12 protein-coding genes and 1 pseudogene are annotated in these 17,925 nt (G+C 72.9%); 8 read left to right on the top strand and 5 right to left on the bottom strand.

Annotated elements, in window-relative coordinates; genetic code table 11:
* Positions 1 to 241: 241 nt before the first annotated feature.
* Positions 242 to 586, top strand: coding sequence for an STAS domain-containing protein (locus tag C3486_RS26610; protein ID WP_308461268.1), 345 nt, complete (start codon positions 242 to 244; stop codon positions 584 to 586).
* A 64-nt stretch (positions 587 to 650) separates the two neighbouring features.
* Here C3486_RS26610 and C3486_RS26605 read toward each other — a convergent pair whose 3' ends face one another.
* Positions 651 to 1,514 carry a serine/threonine protein kinase gene (locus C3486_RS26605; RefSeq protein WP_103835295.1) on the bottom strand — a complete coding sequence of 288 codons (864 nt, stop codon included), beginning with the start codon at positions 1,512 to 1,514 and terminating at the stop codon, positions 651 to 653.
* 199 nt (positions 1,515 to 1,713) lie between these two features.
* Between C3486_RS26605 and C3486_RS26600 the strand changes: the two genes are divergently transcribed.
* Positions 1,714 to 3,861: a SpoIIE family protein phosphatase gene (locus C3486_RS26600; protein WP_103835306.1), complete on the top strand. Its 2,148-nt coding sequence runs from the start codon at positions 1,714 to 1,716 to the stop codon at positions 3,859 to 3,861.
* 69 nt (positions 3,862 to 3,930) lie between these two features.
* Here C3486_RS26600 and C3486_RS26595 read toward each other — a convergent pair whose 3' ends face one another.
* A complete protein-coding gene (locus tag C3486_RS26595; protein WP_181138708.1) occupies positions 3,931 to 4,536 on the bottom strand; it encodes a flavin reductase family protein in 606 nt (201 codons plus the stop codon).
* 227 nt (positions 4,537 to 4,763) lie between these two features.
* The gene (locus tag C3486_RS26590; protein ID WP_103835294.1) at positions 4,764 to 5,423 is read right to left on the bottom strand and encodes a GntR family transcriptional regulator; all 660 of its coding nucleotides are present in this window, start codon (positions 5,421 to 5,423) and stop codon (positions 4,764 to 4,766) included.
* Positions 5,424 to 5,519: 96 nt separating this feature from the next.
* On the opposite strand from C3486_RS26590, the gene glyA reads away from it, so the two are divergent.
* From glyA to C3486_RS26560, 6 genes are all read left to right on the top strand, one after another.
* Complete coding sequence (gene glyA, locus C3486_RS26585) at positions 5,520 to 6,818, top strand: serine hydroxymethyltransferase (RefSeq protein ID WP_103835293.1); 1,299 nt, start codon at positions 5,520 to 5,522, stop codon at positions 6,816 to 6,818.
* Positions 6,815 to 8,035, top strand: a complete 1,221-nt coding sequence (locus C3486_RS26580) for a sarcosine oxidase subunit beta family protein (protein WP_103835292.1) — start codon at positions 6,815 to 6,817, stop codon at positions 8,033 to 8,035. The genes glyA and C3486_RS26580 overlap by 4 nt, the downstream gene beginning before the upstream one ends.
* Before the next feature lie 12 nt (positions 8,036 to 8,047).
* Positions 8,048 to 8,344, top strand: a complete 297-nt coding sequence (locus tag C3486_RS26575; RefSeq protein WP_103835291.1) for a sarcosine oxidase subunit delta — start codon at positions 8,048 to 8,050, stop codon at positions 8,342 to 8,344.
* Complete coding sequence (locus C3486_RS26570; RefSeq protein WP_103835290.1) at positions 8,341 to 11,235, top strand: sarcosine oxidase subunit alpha family protein; 2,895 nt, start codon at positions 8,341 to 8,343, stop codon at positions 11,233 to 11,235. The genes C3486_RS26575 and C3486_RS26570 overlap by 4 nt, the downstream gene beginning before the upstream one ends.
* Positions 11,228 to 11,857, top strand: a complete 630-nt coding sequence (locus C3486_RS26565; RefSeq protein WP_103835289.1) for a sarcosine oxidase subunit gamma — start codon at positions 11,228 to 11,230, stop codon at positions 11,855 to 11,857. Before C3486_RS26570 ends, C3486_RS26565 begins: the two co-directional genes overlap by 8 nt.
* A 186-nt stretch (positions 11,858 to 12,043) precedes the next feature.
* Complete coding sequence (locus C3486_RS26560) at positions 12,044 to 13,315, top strand: glycoside hydrolase family 6 protein (protein WP_103835288.1); 1,272 nt, start codon at positions 12,044 to 12,046, stop codon at positions 13,313 to 13,315.
* On the opposite strand, the gene C3486_RS26555 is transcribed toward C3486_RS26560, so the two are convergent.
* Together C3486_RS26555 and C3486_RS26550 are read right to left on the bottom strand one after the other, a co-directional pair.
* Positions 13,263 to 15,191, bottom strand: coding sequence for a kelch motif-containing protein (locus tag C3486_RS26555; RefSeq protein WP_103835287.1), 1,929 nt, complete (start codon positions 15,189 to 15,191; stop codon positions 13,263 to 13,265). The two genes, C3486_RS26560 and C3486_RS26555, sit on opposite strands and share 53 nt — an antisense overlap.
* 646 nt (positions 15,192 to 15,837) lie before the next feature.
* Positions 15,838 to 17,769, bottom strand: a pseudogene (locus tag C3486_RS26550) (glycosyltransferase family 2 protein); the annotation flags it as partial.
* Positions 17,770 to 17,925: the final 156 nt, after the last annotated feature.

Here is a 17,925-nt window from a genome sequence, read left to right as displayed (position 1 = left end):
AGCCGGGTACACCGTATTCACACGTAACGGACCGGCCGAGACCCGGACCCTGCCGACGGCCGGCACGGCGCGGATTCCCGAACGCTGACGGTGGTCGTCGCAGACCTTACTCCGCGGGTGTCCCCCACCTCCGCACGCCTCCATCGCCGGTGTACGGCGCAGTCGCGCGCCTCGGCCGAACAGTGAAGTGGGGACGGGGATGGCCGAAGAGAGGCGGTCCTTCGGGGGCCGTGAACGGGCCGTGGGAACCACCACGGTCGTCGAACTCTGCGGGGAGCTGGACATTCTGGCGAAGATCAGCCTGGCCGACCGGATGGACGTGCTCACCAGCACCGGCCGGCCCGACCTGGTCGTCGACCTGCGCCGGGTGACCTTCATGGACTGCTGCGGGCTCTCGCTGCTGTGCCGGGCGCGGCTGCGGATACTCGCCCGCGAGGGGCGCCTGCGCATCATCTCGGACGAGGACAGCGCCTGCGTCGTCCGTGTGCTGCGCCTGACCGGCCTGCTCGACTCCTTCGAGATCCATCCCGATCTGCTCTCCGCGCTCGACCCCCTGAACCCGACGTCCGACGACGCCATCGCCTGACCGGACGCCGCCGCGGTGCGCGCACCCCTCCTCGATGCATTAATGCACCGTTTCGTGCGGCAGATTAATGCATCAACTCCCCGCCGCCAAGGGGTGCGTGGGCCTCGTCGGCCTCCCGGCCGCTCGCCGCGCGCCACTCCGCGACGAACTCCCGCACGCTCGTGTAGCGGTGCGGCGGATCGGCACACGTGGCCCGCGTGATCACCGCGCGCTGCCGCCGCGTGCCGCGCCAGGCCCGCTCCTCGTCGCCCGCGTCCAGCAGCAGCCGCGCCGTCCGCCCGAGCACGTACACGGTCGTCCGGACGTCGATGACCGCGCCGCGCACCCACTCCTCCGGCGCCATGAACCGCCGCGACCCCGGCAGCCGGTCCGCCTGCACGGCGAACGGACCGCGGCGGTACTCGTCCAGGTCGATGAGGTGCGGCGTGTGGGACGCGAAGTCGTACAGCACCGCGCCGTCGTAGAAGTCCACCGCGACGTACCCGGCCCGCTCCACCGCCAGGTGCGCGTCCAGGATGCGGTCCAGCGCCGCCAGCACCCGCGCCACGGGCAGGGCACGGAACCGCGCCAGCGCGCCGCCGGGCCGCTCCCCGGGTGCGGCGGACGGAGAACGGTGGTACAGCGACTCGCCGTCCCGCCAGGGCAGCACGGCTGCGGTCCGGCCGCCGGCCCGCAGCCGGTGAATCTGCGGGACGATGGCGGGGTGCCGCACCGCCCGGTGGAACTCCCAGCCGCTGTCCAGCGACCGCTGCGCCGCGTCCGTCAGCGGCTCCTTCACGCACCAGCGCTCCCCGTCCGGCAGCCGTACGCCGTACGTCCGGCAGCCCGAGTCATGGACCGGCCCGGCGGCGAACACCTCGCCCACCCGGGCGAGATACGGCTCGACGGCAGGCACCTCGGACGCTCCCAGCAGCGGATGGTCGGTCATGCCGGCATCCTGCCAGCGGACGCCGGACGGCCGGGGCCGCCGTGGGCCCGGCCGGCGATTTCCGGCCGGCCGGAAGCGGCGCCGGCGGCCCGTCCGGCGGGGCGGCAGGCGGCACGGCCCACCCGTTCACCGCCGTTGATCGTCCAAAATGTTATGGATTGCGTAACACTGAGCCTTAGGCGAGGTGGAAGTGGGCGTGATGGTGACTGAGCAGCCGCACGGGACCGGCACGGGCCCGCCGGGCGAGCCCGCCGCGAAACCGCCGGTCATTCCGGCCCTGGACGTGTTCGACCCGGCGCCGGTGGCCGTGGCCGTCTTCCGCGGGCCCGAGCACGTACTCGTCTACACCAACGCCGTCTACCGGCGGCTCTTCGGCGACCGGCCGCTCGGCGTGCCGGCCCGGGAAGCCCTGCCCGACCTCCAGCCGCGGGAACACTTCACCGTACTGGACGAGGTGTACCGCACCGGGAAGCCGGCCCAGTTCGGGCCCAACCGCCCGGTGCGCCTGGAGGACGGACAGGGCGAGGTACGGGACCGCTGGTTCAGCCTCAGCGTCTCCCGGGCCGCCCCCGCCGGGCGGACCGGCACCCCCGACGAGCTGGGCGTGCTGCTGGTCGCCATGGAGGTCACCGGCGAGGTGACCGCCAAGGAACGCGCCCGGCTGCTGTCCGACAAGCGGCTCCGCGTCCTCCAGCGGTACCAGAGCCTGGTCGCGGCCGGCGCGCAGAAGGTGTCGGTGAGCGACCGCGACGGCCGGCTCATCGAGGGCAGCCCCGGCTGGACCGAGGTCACCGGACTGCCGTGGGAGCGGCTGCGCGGCCACGGCTGGCTGGACACCGCGCACCCCGAGGACCGGGCCGCGCTCGCCGAGGCGTGGCAGCGCGCCGTCCGGGAGGTGCCGGAGCTGTTCCAGCACCGCTTCCGGCTGCGGAACAAGGACGGCTGCTACCGGCACTGCGAGCTGCGTGCCGTCCCGATCAAGGAGTTCGGCCGGGTCGTTGAGTGGGTCGGGGCCTGCTCCGACGTCGAGGAGCAGTGGCAGGCGGACCGCCGCAAGGAACTGCTCGCCCGCGCCTCGGCGGCGGTCACCGAGTCGGCACGCGCCGACCGTGCCTTCGCGGCCGTGGGCCGGGTGATCGTGCCGGAGCTGGCCGACGCCTGCGGGGTGTACCTCTTCCCCGAGAGCGAGCCCGGGGCCGAGCGGGAGTCGGGGATCATCCACCGGATCTCCGCCACCCTCCGGGACGGGCTGCACGGGCCCATGGCACCGCTGGCCCCCGAGCGGGTGCTGCCCGGCTCGGCCTTCGCCCAGGCCATCCGCGAGCGCCGCCCGATCCACCGCCGGCTCGGGCCGGGGCCCGTGCCGCCCGAGGCGGTGCCGCCGGGCGTCGCGCCGTGGGCGGAGGCGGCGGGCGTGCACGACGTGGTCATGTTCCCCGTGACGGTGGCGGGCAGCGTCCACGCGGTGGTCGCCGTCTACGCCTGCGGTGAGCGGGAGAGGTTCGCGCGCGACGACCTCCGCCTCGTCCGGGCCGTACTGGACCAGTCGGTGCCGGTCTTCAGCACCTCGCTGGAGCTGCGCCACACCCAGCGCATCGCCCTCGCGCTGCAGCGGAGCCTGCTGACCGATCCGCCGCTGGTCGACGGCCTGGAGATCGTCGCCCGCTATCTGCCCAGCTCCCGTGCCGACGAGGTCGGCGGCGACTGGTACGACTCCTTCGTGCTGCCCGACGGCGCCACCACCCTGATCATCGGCGATGTCGCGGGCCACGACCTGACCGCCGCCGTCGCCATGAGCAAGATGCGCAACATGCTGCGCGGGCTGGTCGTCGACCGGCAGGAGCCGCCCGGCGACATCCTGCGCAGGCTGGATGTGAGCACCCAGATCCTCGCCACCGAGGAGGGCACCGCCACCTGTGTGTACGCCCGTATCGAGGGTGCCGAGGGCGGGCCCTGGCAGCTGCACTTCAGCGTCGCGGGGCATCCGCCGCCGCTGCTGGTCACGGCCGGGGGCGAGGCGCGGTTCCTGGACGCGGCGCAGGACATCATGCTCGGCGGGCTCGCCCCCGACCAGGAGCGGGCGAGCGCGATCGAGCCGCTGCCGCCCGGCAGCATCGTCCTGCTCTACACCGACGGCCTGGTCGAGCGTCCCGACGAGGACATCGACGAGGGGCTGGAGCGGCTGCGCCGGCACGCGGCCCGGCTCGCCGGCGAGCCGCTGGACGACTTCTGCCGTGAGCTGGTCGCGGGGCCCGCCGAGACCAGCAACGACGACATCGCGGTGATCGCCGCGCGGATGCCGGGGGCGGCGGGGCAGGAGCCGGAGGGCTCGGCGACCGTGGGCTGAGCGGTCACGGTCCGGCGTGCGTCACGAGGGGCGGGGCCGGTCCGGCGTGCGTCACGGAGCCGGTCCGCGTCACGAGGGCCGGTCCGGCGGCCGCGGTGCCGACGAGAACGGCCCGGCGGCCGCCGTTCTGACGAACTGTCCCCGCAGGAAGATCATCGGGCGGGACTCGCGGCCCTGTTCCAGCCCGAGGACCCGCCCGATCACCACGTCGTGGTCGCCGGTGCCGTGCACGTCGGTGATCTCGGCGTGCACCCGCAGCAGCACCTCGCGCAGCGACGGCGTGCCCCAGGGGGAGAGGTCCCAGTCCAGGCCCTCGTACTTCCGTCCCGCCGGCGTCCCGAAGCGTGTGCACAGCTCCGTCTGGTCCTCGGCCAGTACGTTGACCGTGAACCGGCCGGCGGCCCTGATCCGCGGCCAGCTGCGGCCCCGGTGGTCGGCGCAGAAGAGCACCAGCGGGGGAGCGAGGGAGACCGAGGCGAAGGACTGGCAGGTGAAACCGGCGGGTCCGGCGCCGTCCAGGCCCGTCACCACGGTCACCCCGGTGGCGAAGGCGCCCAGCGCGCGCCGCATCTGCGGCGGGGTCGGCGGAGTGTGGAGCGGGGCCGGCGGCGCGGCGAGGGGCGGCGGCTCCGCCCGGTGCGGGCGCGCGGTCCTCGGCTGTGCTGTGGTCGTCATCCGGGTCACCTCGACTGGTCCGGCGCGGGGCAGGCCGCCGCGCTGTGGCTCGACGGTGGACCGTCGCCGCCGGGCCCCGCCGTGCCGCAGCCGCTGCCACGCGGTGCTGTCGAGTTCCCCCGGTCCCCTTGTGCGACCACGGTCCCAAAGGCGTACCACCCCAGGGAAACCAAGGGCAGAGCTTCACGGAACGCGGTGCCGGGTCGGCCCGGCCGGCTAGGCGGCGGTCAGATGGCTTCGCGGATCGCGCGCTCGAAGCCCTCGACGTGGCTGCGGGCCAGCTCGGCCGCCTTGTCCGGGTCGGCCGCCGTGATGGTGCGCAGCAGCGGGCCGTGCTCGCCGACGTGGCCCGCCATGCCGGGCAGCCGGTCGACGAAGAGGCACCACACGCGGGTGGCGAGGTTGTCGTACCGGACGAGGGTGTCCTCCAGGTACGGGTTGTGCGTGGCGGCGTAGATCGCGCGGTGCACCGCCAGGTCCAGGCGCATCAGGTCATCCGGGCTGCTGCCCCGCTCGTCCGCGCTCTCCAGGTCGTGCAGCAGGCCGGTGAGCCGGGCCCGGTCCTCGGCGGTGGCGCGCCGGGCGGCCTGCGCCGCAGCCATCGGCTCCAGCTGCCGGCGGACCTCGGAGATGTGCGCGAGGTCGGTGATGTTGACCTCGGTGGCGAAGGTGCCGCGGCGGGGGAACGTGGCGATCAGCCGCTCGTACTGGAGCCGCTTGAGCGCTTCGCGCACCGGGGTGCGGCCGAAGCCGAGGGACTGCGAGAGCTGGTCCTCGTGGATCGGGGCACCGGGCCGGATGTCCAGCATGACCAGGCGGTCACGGATGGCGCGGTAGGCCCGCTCGGCGAGTGACAGCTCCTCTTCACTGGACGCGGAACCGCTCATCAGAAGCACCCCTTGACCTGTTCTACGGACTCGAATACCTTACCGGACTGTCTGATATATCAGTTGGTCTTCAACTGGATCCCAGGGAGTGCGCAGATGGCAGCGAACCCTACGAACGCCCTCAATTCCCCGCTCGGCGCGCTCGACCCCGAGGTCGCGGCCGCCGTCGACGCCGAACTCCACCGCCAGCAGTCCACCCTCGAAATGATCGCGTCGGAGAACTTCGCGCCCGCCGCCGTCATGCAGGCCCAGGGCTCGGTGCTGACCAACAAGTACGCCGAGGGCTACCCCGGCCGCCGCTACTACGGCGGCTGCGAACACGTCGACGTCGTCGAGCAGTTGGCCAGGGACCGGGTGAAGGAGCTGTTCGGCGCCGAGGCCGCCAACGTGCAGCCGCACTCCGGCGCGCAGGCCAACGCGGCCGCGATGTTCGCCCTGCTCGACCCGGGCGACACCATCCTCGGTCTGGACCTCGCGCACGGCGGCCACCTCACGCACGGCATGCGCATCAACTTCTCCGGCAAGCTCTACAACGTCGTCCCGTACCAGGTCAGCAAGGACGACATGCGCATCGACATGGAGGAGGTCGCGCGGCTCGCCCGCGAGCACCGGCCGAAGATGATCGTGGCGGGCTGGTCGGCCTACCCCCGGCAGCTGGACTTCGCCGCCTTCCGCCGGATCGCGGACGAGGTCGGCGCGTACCTGATGGTCGACATGGCGCACTTCGCCGGGCTGGTCGCCGCCGGGCTGCACCCCAGCCCCGTGCCGTACGCCGATGTCGTCACCACCACCACTCACAAGACGCTGGGCGGTCCGCGCGGTGGTGTGATCCTCTCCAGGGCGGGACTCGCCAAGAAGATCAACTCGGCCGTCTTCCCCGGGCAGCAGGGCGGTCCGCTGGAACACGTGATCGCCGCCAAGGCCGTGGCGTTCAAGGTCGCCGCCTCCGAGGAGTTCAAGGAGCGGCAGCGGCGCACCCTGGAGGGCGCCCGCATCCTCGCAGGCCGGCTGCTCGCCGACGACGTCGCCGAGACCGGAATCTCCGTCCTCACCGGCGGTACCGAGGTCCACCTGGTCCTCGTCGACCTGCGCGCCTCCGCGCTCGACGGGCAGCAGGGCGAGGACCGGCTGCACCGCATCGGCATCACCGTCAACCGCAACGCCGTCCCCTTCGACCCGCGCCCGCCGATGGTCTCCTCCGGGCTGCGCATCGGCACCCCGGCGCTCGCCACCCGCGGCTTCGGCACCGAGGAGTTCCGCGAGGTCGCCGACATCATCGCGCAGACGCTGAAGGACGAGCCCGACGAGCGGCAGGCAGCGCTGCTGCGCGGCCGCGTCACGGCGCTCGCCGAGAAGTGCCCCCTGTACCCGGGCCTGAACGGAGCCACCGCATGACCACGACGCCCTTGCCCGAGCACCCCGCTCACCTGTGGCGCAACCCCGAACCCCGGTCCTCCTACGACGTGGTCATCGTCGGTGGCGGCGGACACGGCCTGGCCACCGCCTACTACCTCGCCACCGTGCACGGCATCACCAACGTCGCCGTCCTGGAGAAGGGCTGGCTCGCGGGCGGCAACATGGCCCGCAACACCACCATCATCCGCTCCAACTACCTCTGGGACGAGAGCGCCGGCATCTACGAGCACGCCCTCAAGCTGTGGGAGGGCCTGCCCGCCGAGCTGGACTACGACTTCCTCTTCAGCCAGCGCGGCGTCCTCAACCTCGCGCACACCCTCCAGGACGTCCGCGAGAGCGTCCGCCGGGTCGGCGCCAACAAGCTCAACGGCGTGGACGCGGAGTGGCTCGGCCCCGACGAGGTCGCCGAGGTCTGCCCGATCCTCAACGTCTCGCGCGACACCCGCTACCCCGTACTCGGCGCCACGTACCAGCCGCGGGCCGGCATCGCCAAGCACGACCACGTCGCCTGGGCGCTGGCCCGCCGCGCCGACGAACTGGGCGTCGACATCATCCAGCACTGCGAGGTCACCGGCTTCGTGAAGGACGGCGACCGGGTCGTCGGCGTGGAGACCACCCGCGGCCGCATCAACGCGGGCCGGGTCGGTCTCGCGGCCGCCGGGCACAGCAGCGTCCTCGCGGAGAAGGCCGGCTTCCGCCTCCCCGTGCAGTCCCACCCGCTCCAGGCCCTCGTCTCCGAGCTGCACGAACCGGTCCACCCGACCGTGGTGATGTCCAACCACGTGCACGTCTACGTCTCCCAGGCGCACAAGGGCGAGCTGGTGATGGGCGCGGGCGTCGACTCCTACAACGGGTACGGGCAGCGCGGCGCGTTCCACGTCATCGAGCAGCAGATGGCCGCCGCCGTCGAGCTGTTCCCCATCTTCGCCCGCGCGCACGTGCTGCGCACCTGGGGCGGCATCGTCGACGTCACCCCCGACGCCTCGCCGATCATCTCCACCACCCCGGTGGAGAACATGTACGTCAACTGCGGCTGGGGAACCGGCGGTTTCAAGGCCACCCCGGCCGCCGGCTGGACCTTCGCGCACACCATCGCGACCGGCTCCGCGCACCCGCTCAACGCCCCCTTCGCCCTGGACCGCTTCGTCACGGGCGCACTGATCGACGAACACGGCGCCGCAGCCGTGGCCCACTGAGAGGACGGCACGGTGCTCCTGCTGAACTGCCCGTGGTGCGGGCCCCGCGACGAAACCGAGTACCACTACGGGGGCCAGGCCCACGTCCCCTTCCCCGACGACCCGAACGACCTCGACGACCGGCAGTGGGCCGAGTACGTCTTCTACCGCGACAACCCCAAGGGCCCCTTCGCCGAACGGTGGATGCACGCCACCGGCTGCCGCCGCTGGTTCAACGCCGTCCGCGACACCGCCACCTACCAGGTGCTGGCCACCTACCGGCTCGACGAGCCGCGCCCCGACGTCCTGTCCGAGGGAGGGAACCGATGACCGACCAGCACCACCGCCTCCCCCACGGGGGCCGCGTCGACCGCACCAGCACGCTCCGCTTCACCGTCGACGGGCGCGAACTGACCGGCCACCCCGGCGACACCGTCGCCTCCGCACTGCTGGCGGCGGGCGCCGTGGAGGTGGCACCGTCCATCTACCGTGGCCGCCCGCGCGGGATCACCGCGGCCGGCGTCGAGGAGCCCAACGCGCTCCTCCAGATAGCCGGACCGTGCTCCGAAGGCATGCTCCCCGCCACCACCGTCGAGCTGTACGACGGGCTGTCCGCCACCACCCTCTCCGGCCTCGGCAAGCTGGACCCGACGCCCGACCCCGCCGTCTACGACAAGAAGTACGTCCACACCGACGTGCTCGTCATCGGCGCCGGGCCCGCCGGACTCGCGGCCGCCGCCACCGCCTCGGCCACCGGCGCCCGGGTCCTCCTCATCGACGAGCAGGCCGAGCCGGGCGGGCGGCTGCTCTCCGGCCGCGGCGAGACCGTCGACGGGCGCGACGGGCTCGCCTGGGTGCGCGAGACCCGCGCCGCGCTGGACGCCGCGCCCGAGACGACCGTGCTCAGCCGCACCACCGCCTTCGGCTCGTACGACGACAACTACGTGCTCGCCGTGCAGCGCCGCACCGACCACCTCGGCCCCGAAGCGCCCGAAGGCGTCTCGCGGCAGCGGCTGTGGCACATCCGCGCGGCCCGGATCGTCCTGGCCACCGGCGCGCACGAACGGCCCCTGGTCTTCGCCGACAACGACCGGCCCGGCATCATGCTCGCCTCCGCCGTCCGCACCTACCTCAACCGGTACGCGGTCGCGCCCGGCAACCGCGTCGTCGTCGCCACCACCAACGACAGTGCCTACGACACGGCCGCCGACCTCTGCGCGGCCGGCGTCGAGGTCGCCGCCGTCGTCGACACCCGCACCGAACTCTCCGACCGTGCGGGCGACTTCGCCACCGAGACCGGCGTCGAGGTGCTCACCGGCAGCGTGGTGACCGGCACAGCGGGCGACCCGCGGCTCACCGGCGTCACCGTGCGCGCCCTGGAGGACGACGGCACGGTCTCCGGGCCCTCCCGGTCGCTGGACTGCGACGTGCTGGCGGTCTCCGGCGGCTGGAGCCCGGTCGTCCACCTGCACAGCCAGCGGCAGGGCAAGCTCCGCTGGGACACGGAGTCGGCGGCGTTCGTGCCCGACGGCGCGGTGCGCGGCCAGCACCTCGCGGGCGCGGTGTGCGGCACGTACGGCCTCGTGGACTGCGTCGCGGCCGGGGCCCGGGCCGGCGCGCTCGCCGCCACGGAGGCCGGCTTCGCCACCGAGGTGCCCGCGGCGCCCGCGCCGGAACGGCCCGGGCCCGTACGCCCCGTCTGGCTCGTGCCCGGCGAGGGCGACGACCCCGGCGCCTGGGACACCCACTTCGTCGACCTCCAGCGGGACGTCACCGTCGCCGACGTGCGGCGCGCCACCGGCGCCGGGATGCGCGGCGCCGAGCACATCAAGCGGTACACCTCGCTCGGCACCGCCAACGACCAGGGCAAGACCTCCGGCGTCAACGCCATCGGCGTCATCGGCGAACTGCTGCGGGAGGCCGGCTCACCGGAGACGTCCCCCGGCGACATCGGCACCACCACCTACCGCGCGCCCTACACGCCGGTCGCCTTCGCAGCGCTGGCCGGGCGCGAGCGCGGGGAGCTCTTCGACCCGGCGCGCCGCACCGCGGTCCACGACTGGCACGTCGAGCACGGCGCGGAGTTCGAGGACGTCGGGCAGTGGAAGCGGCCGTGGTACTACCCGCAGCCCGGCGAGGACATGGAAGCCGCGGTGGCGCGCGAGTGCCGGGCGGCCCGCGAGGGCGTCGCCTTCATGGACGCCTCCACCCTCGGCAAGATCGAGATCTGGGGCTCGGACGCCGGCGAGTTCCTCAACCGCATCTACACCAACGGCTTCAAGAAGCTCAAGCCCGGCTTCGCGCGCTACGGCGTGATGTGCAAGCCGGACGGCATGATCTTCGACGACGGTGTGACCCTGCGCATCGCCGAGGACCGCTACTTCATGACCACCACCACCGGCAACGCCGCCACCGTGCTGGACTGGCTGGAGGAGTGGCTGCAGACCGAGTGGCCCGAGCTGGACGTCAAGTGCACCTCGGTCACCGAGCAGTGGACCACCGTCGCCGTCGTCGGGCCCAGGTCCCGCGACGTCATCGCCCAGGTGGCACCCGGCCTCGACGTCTCCAACGACGCCTTCCCCTTCATGACGTTCCGCGAGACCACCCTCGCCTCCGGCGTGCCGGCCCGGGTCTGCCGGATCTCCTTCTCCGGCGAGCTGGCCTTCGAGATCAACGTCTCGTCCTGGTACGGCAGGGCGGTCTGGGACGACGTGTACGAGGCGGGCCGCCCGTACGGCATCACTCCCTACGGCACCGAGACCATGCACGTGCTGCGGGCCGAGAAGGGCTTCATCATCGTCGGCCAGGACACCGACGGCACGGTCACCCCGCAGGACGCCGGGATGTCCTGGGTGGTCTCCAAGCTGAAGGACTTCGTCGGCAAGCGCTCCTTCGCCCGGCCCGACACCGCACGCGCCGACCGCAAGCACCTGGTCGGGCTGCTGCCCACCGACCGCACCACCCGCCTCCCCGAAGGCATCCAGATCATCGACCAGGGCGTGCCCGTGACGCCGGAGGCCGGCCCGGTCCCGATGCTCGGCCACGTCACCTCCGCCTACTACAGCCCGGCGCTCGGCCGCCCGTTCGGCCTGGCGCTGGTGAAGGCGGGACGGGACCGCATCGGCGACACCCTGCTCGCCGTCGTCGGCGACGACCTCGTCCCCGTCGAGGTCACCGGACCCGTCCTCTACGACCCCGAAGGGACCAAGCGCGATGGCTGAGCCGACCCTCACCGACACCGCCGCCGGGCCGGCGGCGCTCCGCCGCAGCCCGCTCGCCCACCTCGCCGACCGGCTCCGGGACGCCACGGTCACCGGGCCGCGCGCGGTCGCCGTCACCGAGTGGCCGTGCGCCACGATGCTGAGCCTGCGCGTCGCGCCCGACTCGGCCGCCGCCGCGCGCATCGAGAAGTGCCTCGGCGCCGCACTGCCGGCGCGGTGCGGGCAGACGGCGCCCGCGGGGCCGCGTACCACCCTGTGGCTCGGGCCCGACGAGTGGCTGGTGATCGCGCCGCCCGGCGCCGCGCCCCTCACCGCCGAACTCACCGAGGCGCTGGCGGGCGAGCCCGGCTCGGTCGTCGACGTCTCGGCCAACCGGACCGTCCTGGAACTGTGCGGGCCCGCGGCGCGCGGCGTCCTCGACAAGGGCTGCCCGCTGGACCTGCACCCGCGGGCCTTCCCGGTCGGCCACGCGGTCGCCACCCAGCTCGGCCCCGTCCCCGTCCTCCTGTGGCGGACGGCGGAGGAGACCTACCGGCTGCTGCCGCGCTCCTCGTTCGCCGACCACCTCGCGCGCTGGCTGATGGACGCGATGGCCGAGTACGCCGGGCCGGTGGTGCCCTGACGGTACGCCACTCCTTCGCGGGGCCCTTCGTGGAACTGCCCGGCACCACCGGGCAGCAAATACCACAAAAGGCGGTCATTTCGTGCCAGTCTGGGATGGTATGACATGAAATGACCGTTCCGCGGCCGACGCGCCGCACGGAACGCACCGCGAAGGAGAGGCAACTGATGACTGGGCAGACCGCTCATGAGCCGGCTCAATAACCGGGCGGGCGTGGCCCTCGGAGTGCTGCCGCTGCTCGGGATGCTGACCGTCGCGTGCTGGGCGGCGGCTCCCGAGGGCGGCCCGACCGGGTTCTGGGTCGACCCGGACAACCCGGGCGCCCGCAAGGCACGCGTACTGGCCGAGCGCGGACGGGAGGCGGAGGCGCGCATCCTGCGCCGGATCGCCGACCGGCCCATGGCCGTCTGGCTCACCGAGGACGACCCCGCACCCCGGGTGGCCCGCATCACCAAGGAAGCGGCCGGCGCCCGCCAGGTGCCGGTCTTCGTCGCCTACAACATCCCGCAGCGGGACTGCGGCCACTACTCCGCCGGCGGCGCCGGCAGCGACAGCGCGTACCGGAAGTGGGTCGCCCGGCTGGCCCAGGGCCTCGGCAACCGCAAGGCGGTCGTCGTCCTGGAGCCGGACGCGGTGCCGCACGCCGTCGCGGGCTGCCGCAACCGCGCCCGCACCGACCGGCTCGCACTGCTGAACGAAGCGGTCACGACGCTCAAGGCACGCCCCGGAGCGTCGGTCTACGTGGACGCGGGCAACTCCTCCTGGATCAAGGACATCGACGCACTGGCCACCGACCTGGCATCGGCCGGCGTCAAGAAGGCCGACGGCTTCGCGCTCAACGTCTCCAACTTCCAGACCACGCAGGCGAGCGAGGAGTACGGCGACAAGCTGTCCCGGGCGCTCGGCGGCTCGCACTACGTGATCGACACCAGCCGCAACGGCAACGGCCCGCCACCGGACACCCAGGGCCAGGAGGGCGCCGAGAGCTGGTGCAACCCGCCCGACCGTGCGCTCGGCACACCGCCCACCACCCGCACAGGCCACGCACTCGTGGACGCCTACCTGTGGGTCAAGCGGCCCGGCGAGTCGGACGGTACCTGCCGCGGCGGGCCGCCGGCCGGCCAGTGGTGGACCGACTATGCGCTGCAGCTGGCCCGCGCCGCCGTGGAGACCCCGCAGCCCCCGGACCCGCCGGAGAAGCCGGAGAAGCCGGCCGGACCCACCGCACAGCCGGCACAGCAGCCGTCCCGTACCCCGGCACCGCAGCCCACCACGCAGCCGCAGACCCAGCGGCCGGCGCAGACCCCCACCCAGTCACCGGCCCAGACACCGGCACCGACGCAGCAGCCCGCACAGCAGCAGGCCGGCGCCGGGACCTCGGCCCCGGCGCCGGCCGCCTCACAGGTCACTTCACGTGCACCCACTTCGCCTGCGACGGAGTCCCCCGCGAGTCCGTGAGGAACAGCATGTACCAGCCCCGGGGCACCAGTGAATGGCTCTTGGGCACCCGCACCGACAGCGTCCCGCCGCGCCGGGTGAAGTCCAGCGCGATGGACCGCTGCTCCACGTCGGTGACGTGCGTGACGGCGCTCGGGCGCATCAGCCGGGCGGTCTTCACCTTCCCGGCCCCGGCCACGGTGAAGCGGGTGGTCCCGCCCCGCTTCACCTCGGCCGGGCCGCGCGCCGCCGCCGGGCGCTGCCGCCCGTAGCGGTACGGCGGCGTGTAGACCTCGATGCGCTTCTCGAACTCCCCGCCCCTGCTGTTCGCCTTGTCCGAGAACAGCGGGTCCGAGCCGAAGACCGCGATCCGGCCGTCCGGCAGCAGCAGCGCCTCGGAGTGGTAGTTGCGGCCCACTGCCGGATCGGCGACCCGGGTGAAGGCCCGGGTGCGCGGGTCGAAGATCTGGGCCTTGTGGTTGTCGCTGGCGCCCTTGCCGCGGTAATCCCGCGACCCGCCGCTGGTGAAGACCTTGTCGTCCGGGGTGAGCACCGCGTTGAGGTACCGGGTGCCCTCCGACAGCGAGGGCCCGGCGTGGTACCGCGGGTTCTTCTCGGTGAGGTCCACCAGGGCCGTGCGGCCGGTGGACCGCGGCGACTCGCCGACGCCGCCCCCGCCGAGCAGCATCACCTGCTGCTTCTGGGCCGGCGGCAGCAGCACGGACGCCGAGGTCTCGGTCCGGTCGGGCTCGGTCAGGCCCGGCACCGGACGGAAGGTGTTCTTCTCCACGTTCCAGATGCCCGGCACCCGGCCCTTCTCGGCCGGCCCGTAACCCGCGTTGGAGCCCGAGTAGAACAGCTTGCCGTTGCCGGTCAGGAACAGCGCGGGATAGGTCGGGAAGTAGCGGTGCGGGCCCTTGGCCCACTTGCGGGTCTTCGGGTCGTAGATCTCGTTCTTGCCGGGGATGATCTCGCCCATGTCGTCCAGCCCGGACACCGCGAGCACCTTGCCGCTCTTGAGCGTCACCAGGGTGGGGTACCAGCGGGCCTCGTTCATCGGGTCGACCCGCAGGTACCGCTCCGCGACCGGATCGAACTCATAGGCGTCCTTGAGGCCCTGGAAGTCCTTCTTGTCCAGGCCGAGCTTGGTCGCCAGGCCGTAGTGGTTGCGCGCGTCGTCGCCCTTGAGACCCTCGATGCTGTACTGCGCCGCCGCGTTCGTCACCCCGGCCTTGCCGCGCCGCACCGCCTCGACGTACACGCGTGCCTCGCGCGCGGTGACCCGCACCTTGCCGCTGCCGTCACGGGCGGGCGTCTTCTTCGCGCGCGGCACCACCACCGGGAACTGCGAGCGGTACTCCTTGCCGTCCGGGCCGCGGAAGACGGTGCCCTTGCGCAGCGTCTTCGGCCCGTCGGGGTCCTCGTTCTTGACCACCATCAGGCCGCCGGCCCGGGTCACGTCGCCCTTGAGCTTCTCGTACCGCCGGGTACCGCCCGCGACCAGCAACTTGCCGTCCGGCAGCTGGGCGTGGCCGGCGCAGAACATGTCCTTCGGGGTATCGATCTCCTTGAAGGTGTTCTTCGCCGGGTCCCACAGCACGCTCTGGAACGTGCCGGCGTCGAAGTTCCGCTGGTCGTTGCCGGACCCGGCGATCATCAGCACCTTGCCGGTGTGCAGCAGCGCGGCGTGGATGGAGTTGATGCGGAAGCGCTCCGGCACGTCCACCACGTCCCAGTGCCCGTTGCGCGCCTTGTAGGACGGCTGGTTGATCTTGTAGTCGTGGTACTTCTGCGAGGCGTACCCGATGACCGCCGGCGCGTTCATCGCGCCGACCGCGCTCAGCGCGACGGCGCCGATCGCCACCTTGCGGGTGCGCGGGCTGGGTCTGAATCTCACGGTGGGGCCTCCTGAGGCTGAGGCGGTCCGGGAGGACCAGAGAGAACGGAAGGCGGCCCGCCCGGCGAGGCGGAGCGCGTCAGGACTGCGGGGGCGCGCCGGCCCGGTCGCGGCCGGGGGCCCCGCCGTGGCCGGGTGCCGCGTCGGGGCCGGGCGGGCCGCCGCCGGTGTCGGGGCTGCGCAGGTACTCCTCCACCGCCCAGCGGGTCGAGGCGACCTTGACCAGGTCCTTCAGCCGCGCGGCCGACGGCCCGTAGCAGACGTAGTAGGCGGTACGGCGCGGGTCGGTGCCGGCCCGCCGCGCCAGCACCCAGCGCCGGAACCCTTCCTGCGCCGCCGGGCGGAGCGAGACGCGGGCCCAGGCGTACGCGCGCCCGCCGTGCGCGTCGGCCCGGCACGGCACGGACTTCCACGCCTGCCCGGGCAGGTCGGTGACGAGCGTGGCCACGGGCGCGTCGGCGCCGTCCTCGGTGTGCACCGTGGCGTCGGCGCCGACGCCCAGCACGTACGGGACGCGGGACTCCTCCAGCCAGTCGCGGAGCGGCCGGTCCCGGCCGTACGCCGCGTCCGCCGTGACCCAGGAGAACGGCGCCTCCGTGTCGAGCGCGTGCCGCACCAGCTCCTGGAAGCGCTCCGCTTCGGTGTCGTCCCCGGCCGCCCGGCTCTCCGCCGCCGTGCCCTCCTCGGCCGCCGGCTGCTCGTCGCCGGCCGTGAGCCGTTCGGCGGCGGCCGGCAGGGGCTGCGGGGCGGCCGGCAGGGGTTCCGGGGTGGTCGCCGGCTCGCCGCGTGCGGCGCGGCGGCGTTCCCAGGCCCGCGACACCCGCCAGACGACCGGCGGGGCCACGGCGATGACCAGCGCCAGCGAGGCCCACGTCCGCATGGCCACGTGGGTGTGACCGAGGAAGACCGAGACGACCAGCGTCGTGCCGAACAACGCGGCCCACACCAAGTGGGTGGTGAAGGTGCGCAGCCGGTCCGGGTCGGCGGTGCGGCCCTTGGAGGTGACGACGAAGCCCGCCTTCCGCCGCAGCACGGCGCCCGTCAGGGAGCGCGCGTACAGCGGCGCCGCCATCGCGGACATCGCCATGCCCGCCACGCCCGAGGAGCCCTGCGGTTCGTGCGGGCTGACGTTGTGCCGCCGGTTCCACATGTACAGCCCGATCTGCAGCGCCGCGGCGTCGCTGTACAGCATCATCCACATCTGCGACTCGACCTGGAGGCCGGAGGCGCCGAGACAGAGGAACAGCGCGCAGGACAGCCCGCCGATGACCCAGTTGATCCCGGCGATCGGGTAGTAGGTCACCATGAGCCCGTAATTGAGCGCCTGGCCGGGGGAGAGCCGGAAGACCGCGCGCCAGAACTGCTGGATGATCGTCTCGTACGTGCCCCGGCTCCACCGCAGCTGCTGGTTGAAGAAGTCGGTCCAGGTGGCCGGGCCCTCGCCCACGGCCAGCACGTCGGGGGTGTACACCGAACGCCAGGGGCGGCCCGTGGCGGGATTGCGGCGGCGGTGGATCTCCAGCCCGGTGGCCATGTCCTCGGTGATGGAGTCGTAGAAGCCGCCGGCGTCCTTCAGCGCGCTGATGCGTACGCAGTTGTTGGTGCCCACGAACATCGGCGAGCCATAGGCATTGCCCGCGCGCTGGATCAGCGCATGGAAGAGGAATTGCTGGCTCTCCGAGGCCTTGGCGACCGTGCTGTCGTAGTTCCCGTAGACCTGCGGGCCGACCACGAATGCCACGTCCGGGTCCCGGAAGTAGCCCATCATGCGTTCCAGGTAGGCGGGCAGCGGAACATGGTCGGTGTCCACGCCGGCCAGGAATTCATAGGAATCCCCGTGCGCCTCCAGCCAGGCATTGTAATTGCCGTGCTTGGTCTTCGCGCGGTACGGCCCGCTCGGCCGGTTCCATTTCGCCACGCCCTTGCGGGAGAAGTGCCGGACGCCGAGTTCCTCGCACATCCGGCGGATCTCGGGCGTGTTCCCCTCGTCCAGCAGCCAGACGTCCAGCGGCCCGTCGTGCCGGAGCGCGACGGCGCCCTCCAGCGTCGCCCGGACCATTTCCAGCGGTTCCTTGCCGGGCACGAAGGTGGTCAGGAACGCCACCCGCGTGCCGGGCGCCGCGGTGACCGGCACCGGGTCCCGGGCCACGAGCGTGGCGTGCGCGATGGAGACGACGTTGAGCACCCGGAAGGTCTCCAGCAGGCCGATCGCGACGAGCATGACGGCGTCGGTGACGGTCTGCCAGCCCGCCGCGTACTCGCGGTGCACCCAGTGCTGCGGCTGCATGAGCCAGATGAGCAGCGCCAGTGAGGCCAGCGGCGCCCCGGCCAGCAGCAGCGCCGTGAGCAGCCGGTGCGAACTGCCGCTCAGCAGCGAGCGGTACCGCACCCGGTAGGGCCCGTCGCCCGGTTCGGGCTCGGTCAGCGGACCGGCCAGCCGGCTGAACTTCTCGTAGTCGTAACGGGGGACGGACGGTGTATCGGAGGCCGGCGGATGAATTCTGGCCGCCGCTTCCTCCTCCTGTTGCGCCGAACCGTCGATGACCGCGCCCGCCGGGTCGCCACCGCGCTGTTCCATGGCAGTTTTCCGCGAGAACGCCACGTTACCCCTCGTTACGTATGTACCTCATCGGTCCAACGGGCCACTGGAAAGCTAAGCTAACAAACCTTCTGTATGACCGGAGTCCGCCATTCCCTGCTTGCCGCCCGAATGGCGGCGGGGCGCGGACCGGAC

The organism is Streptomyces sp. Ru73 (genome assembly GCF_002920575.1).
Lineage (GTDB): Bacteria > Actinomycetota > Actinomycetes > Streptomycetales > Streptomycetaceae > Streptomyces.
Note: the sequence above shows the minus strand (reverse complement) of the source record. Positions and strands in the feature narration are given on the sequence as shown.

Coding starts and splice junctions, on each gene's coding strand:
- C3486_RS26595 (WP_181138708.1), bottom strand. CDS start 4,536: ATGACGACCACAGCACAGCCGAGGACCGCGCGCCCGCACCGGGCGGAG.
- C3486_RS26580 (WP_103835292.1), top strand. CDS start 6,815: ATGACCACGACGCCCTTGCCCGAGCACCCCGCTCACCTGTGGCGCAAC.
- C3486_RS26590 (WP_103835294.1), bottom strand. CDS start 5,423: ATGAGCGGTTCCGCGTCCAGTGAAGAGGAGCTGTCACTCGCCGAGCGG.
- glyA (WP_103835293.1), top strand. CDS start 5,520: ATGGCAGCGAACCCTACGAACGCCCTCAATTCCCCGCTCGGCGCGCTC.
- C3486_RS26565 (WP_103835289.1), top strand. CDS start 11,228: ATGGCTGAGCCGACCCTCACCGACACCGCCGCCGGGCCGGCGGCGCTC.
- C3486_RS26605 (WP_103835295.1), bottom strand. CDS start 1,514: ATGACCGACCATCCGCTGCTGGGAGCGTCCGAGGTGCCTGCCGTCGAG.
- C3486_RS26570 (WP_103835290.1), top strand. CDS start 8,341: ATGACCGACCAGCACCACCGCCTCCCCCACGGGGGCCGCGTCGACCGC.
- C3486_RS26560 (WP_103835288.1), top strand. CDS start 12,044: ATGAGCCGGCTCAATAACCGGGCGGGCGTGGCCCTCGGAGTGCTGCCG.
- C3486_RS26600 (WP_103835306.1), top strand. CDS start 1,714: ATGGTGACTGAGCAGCCGCACGGGACCGGCACGGGCCCGCCGGGCGAG.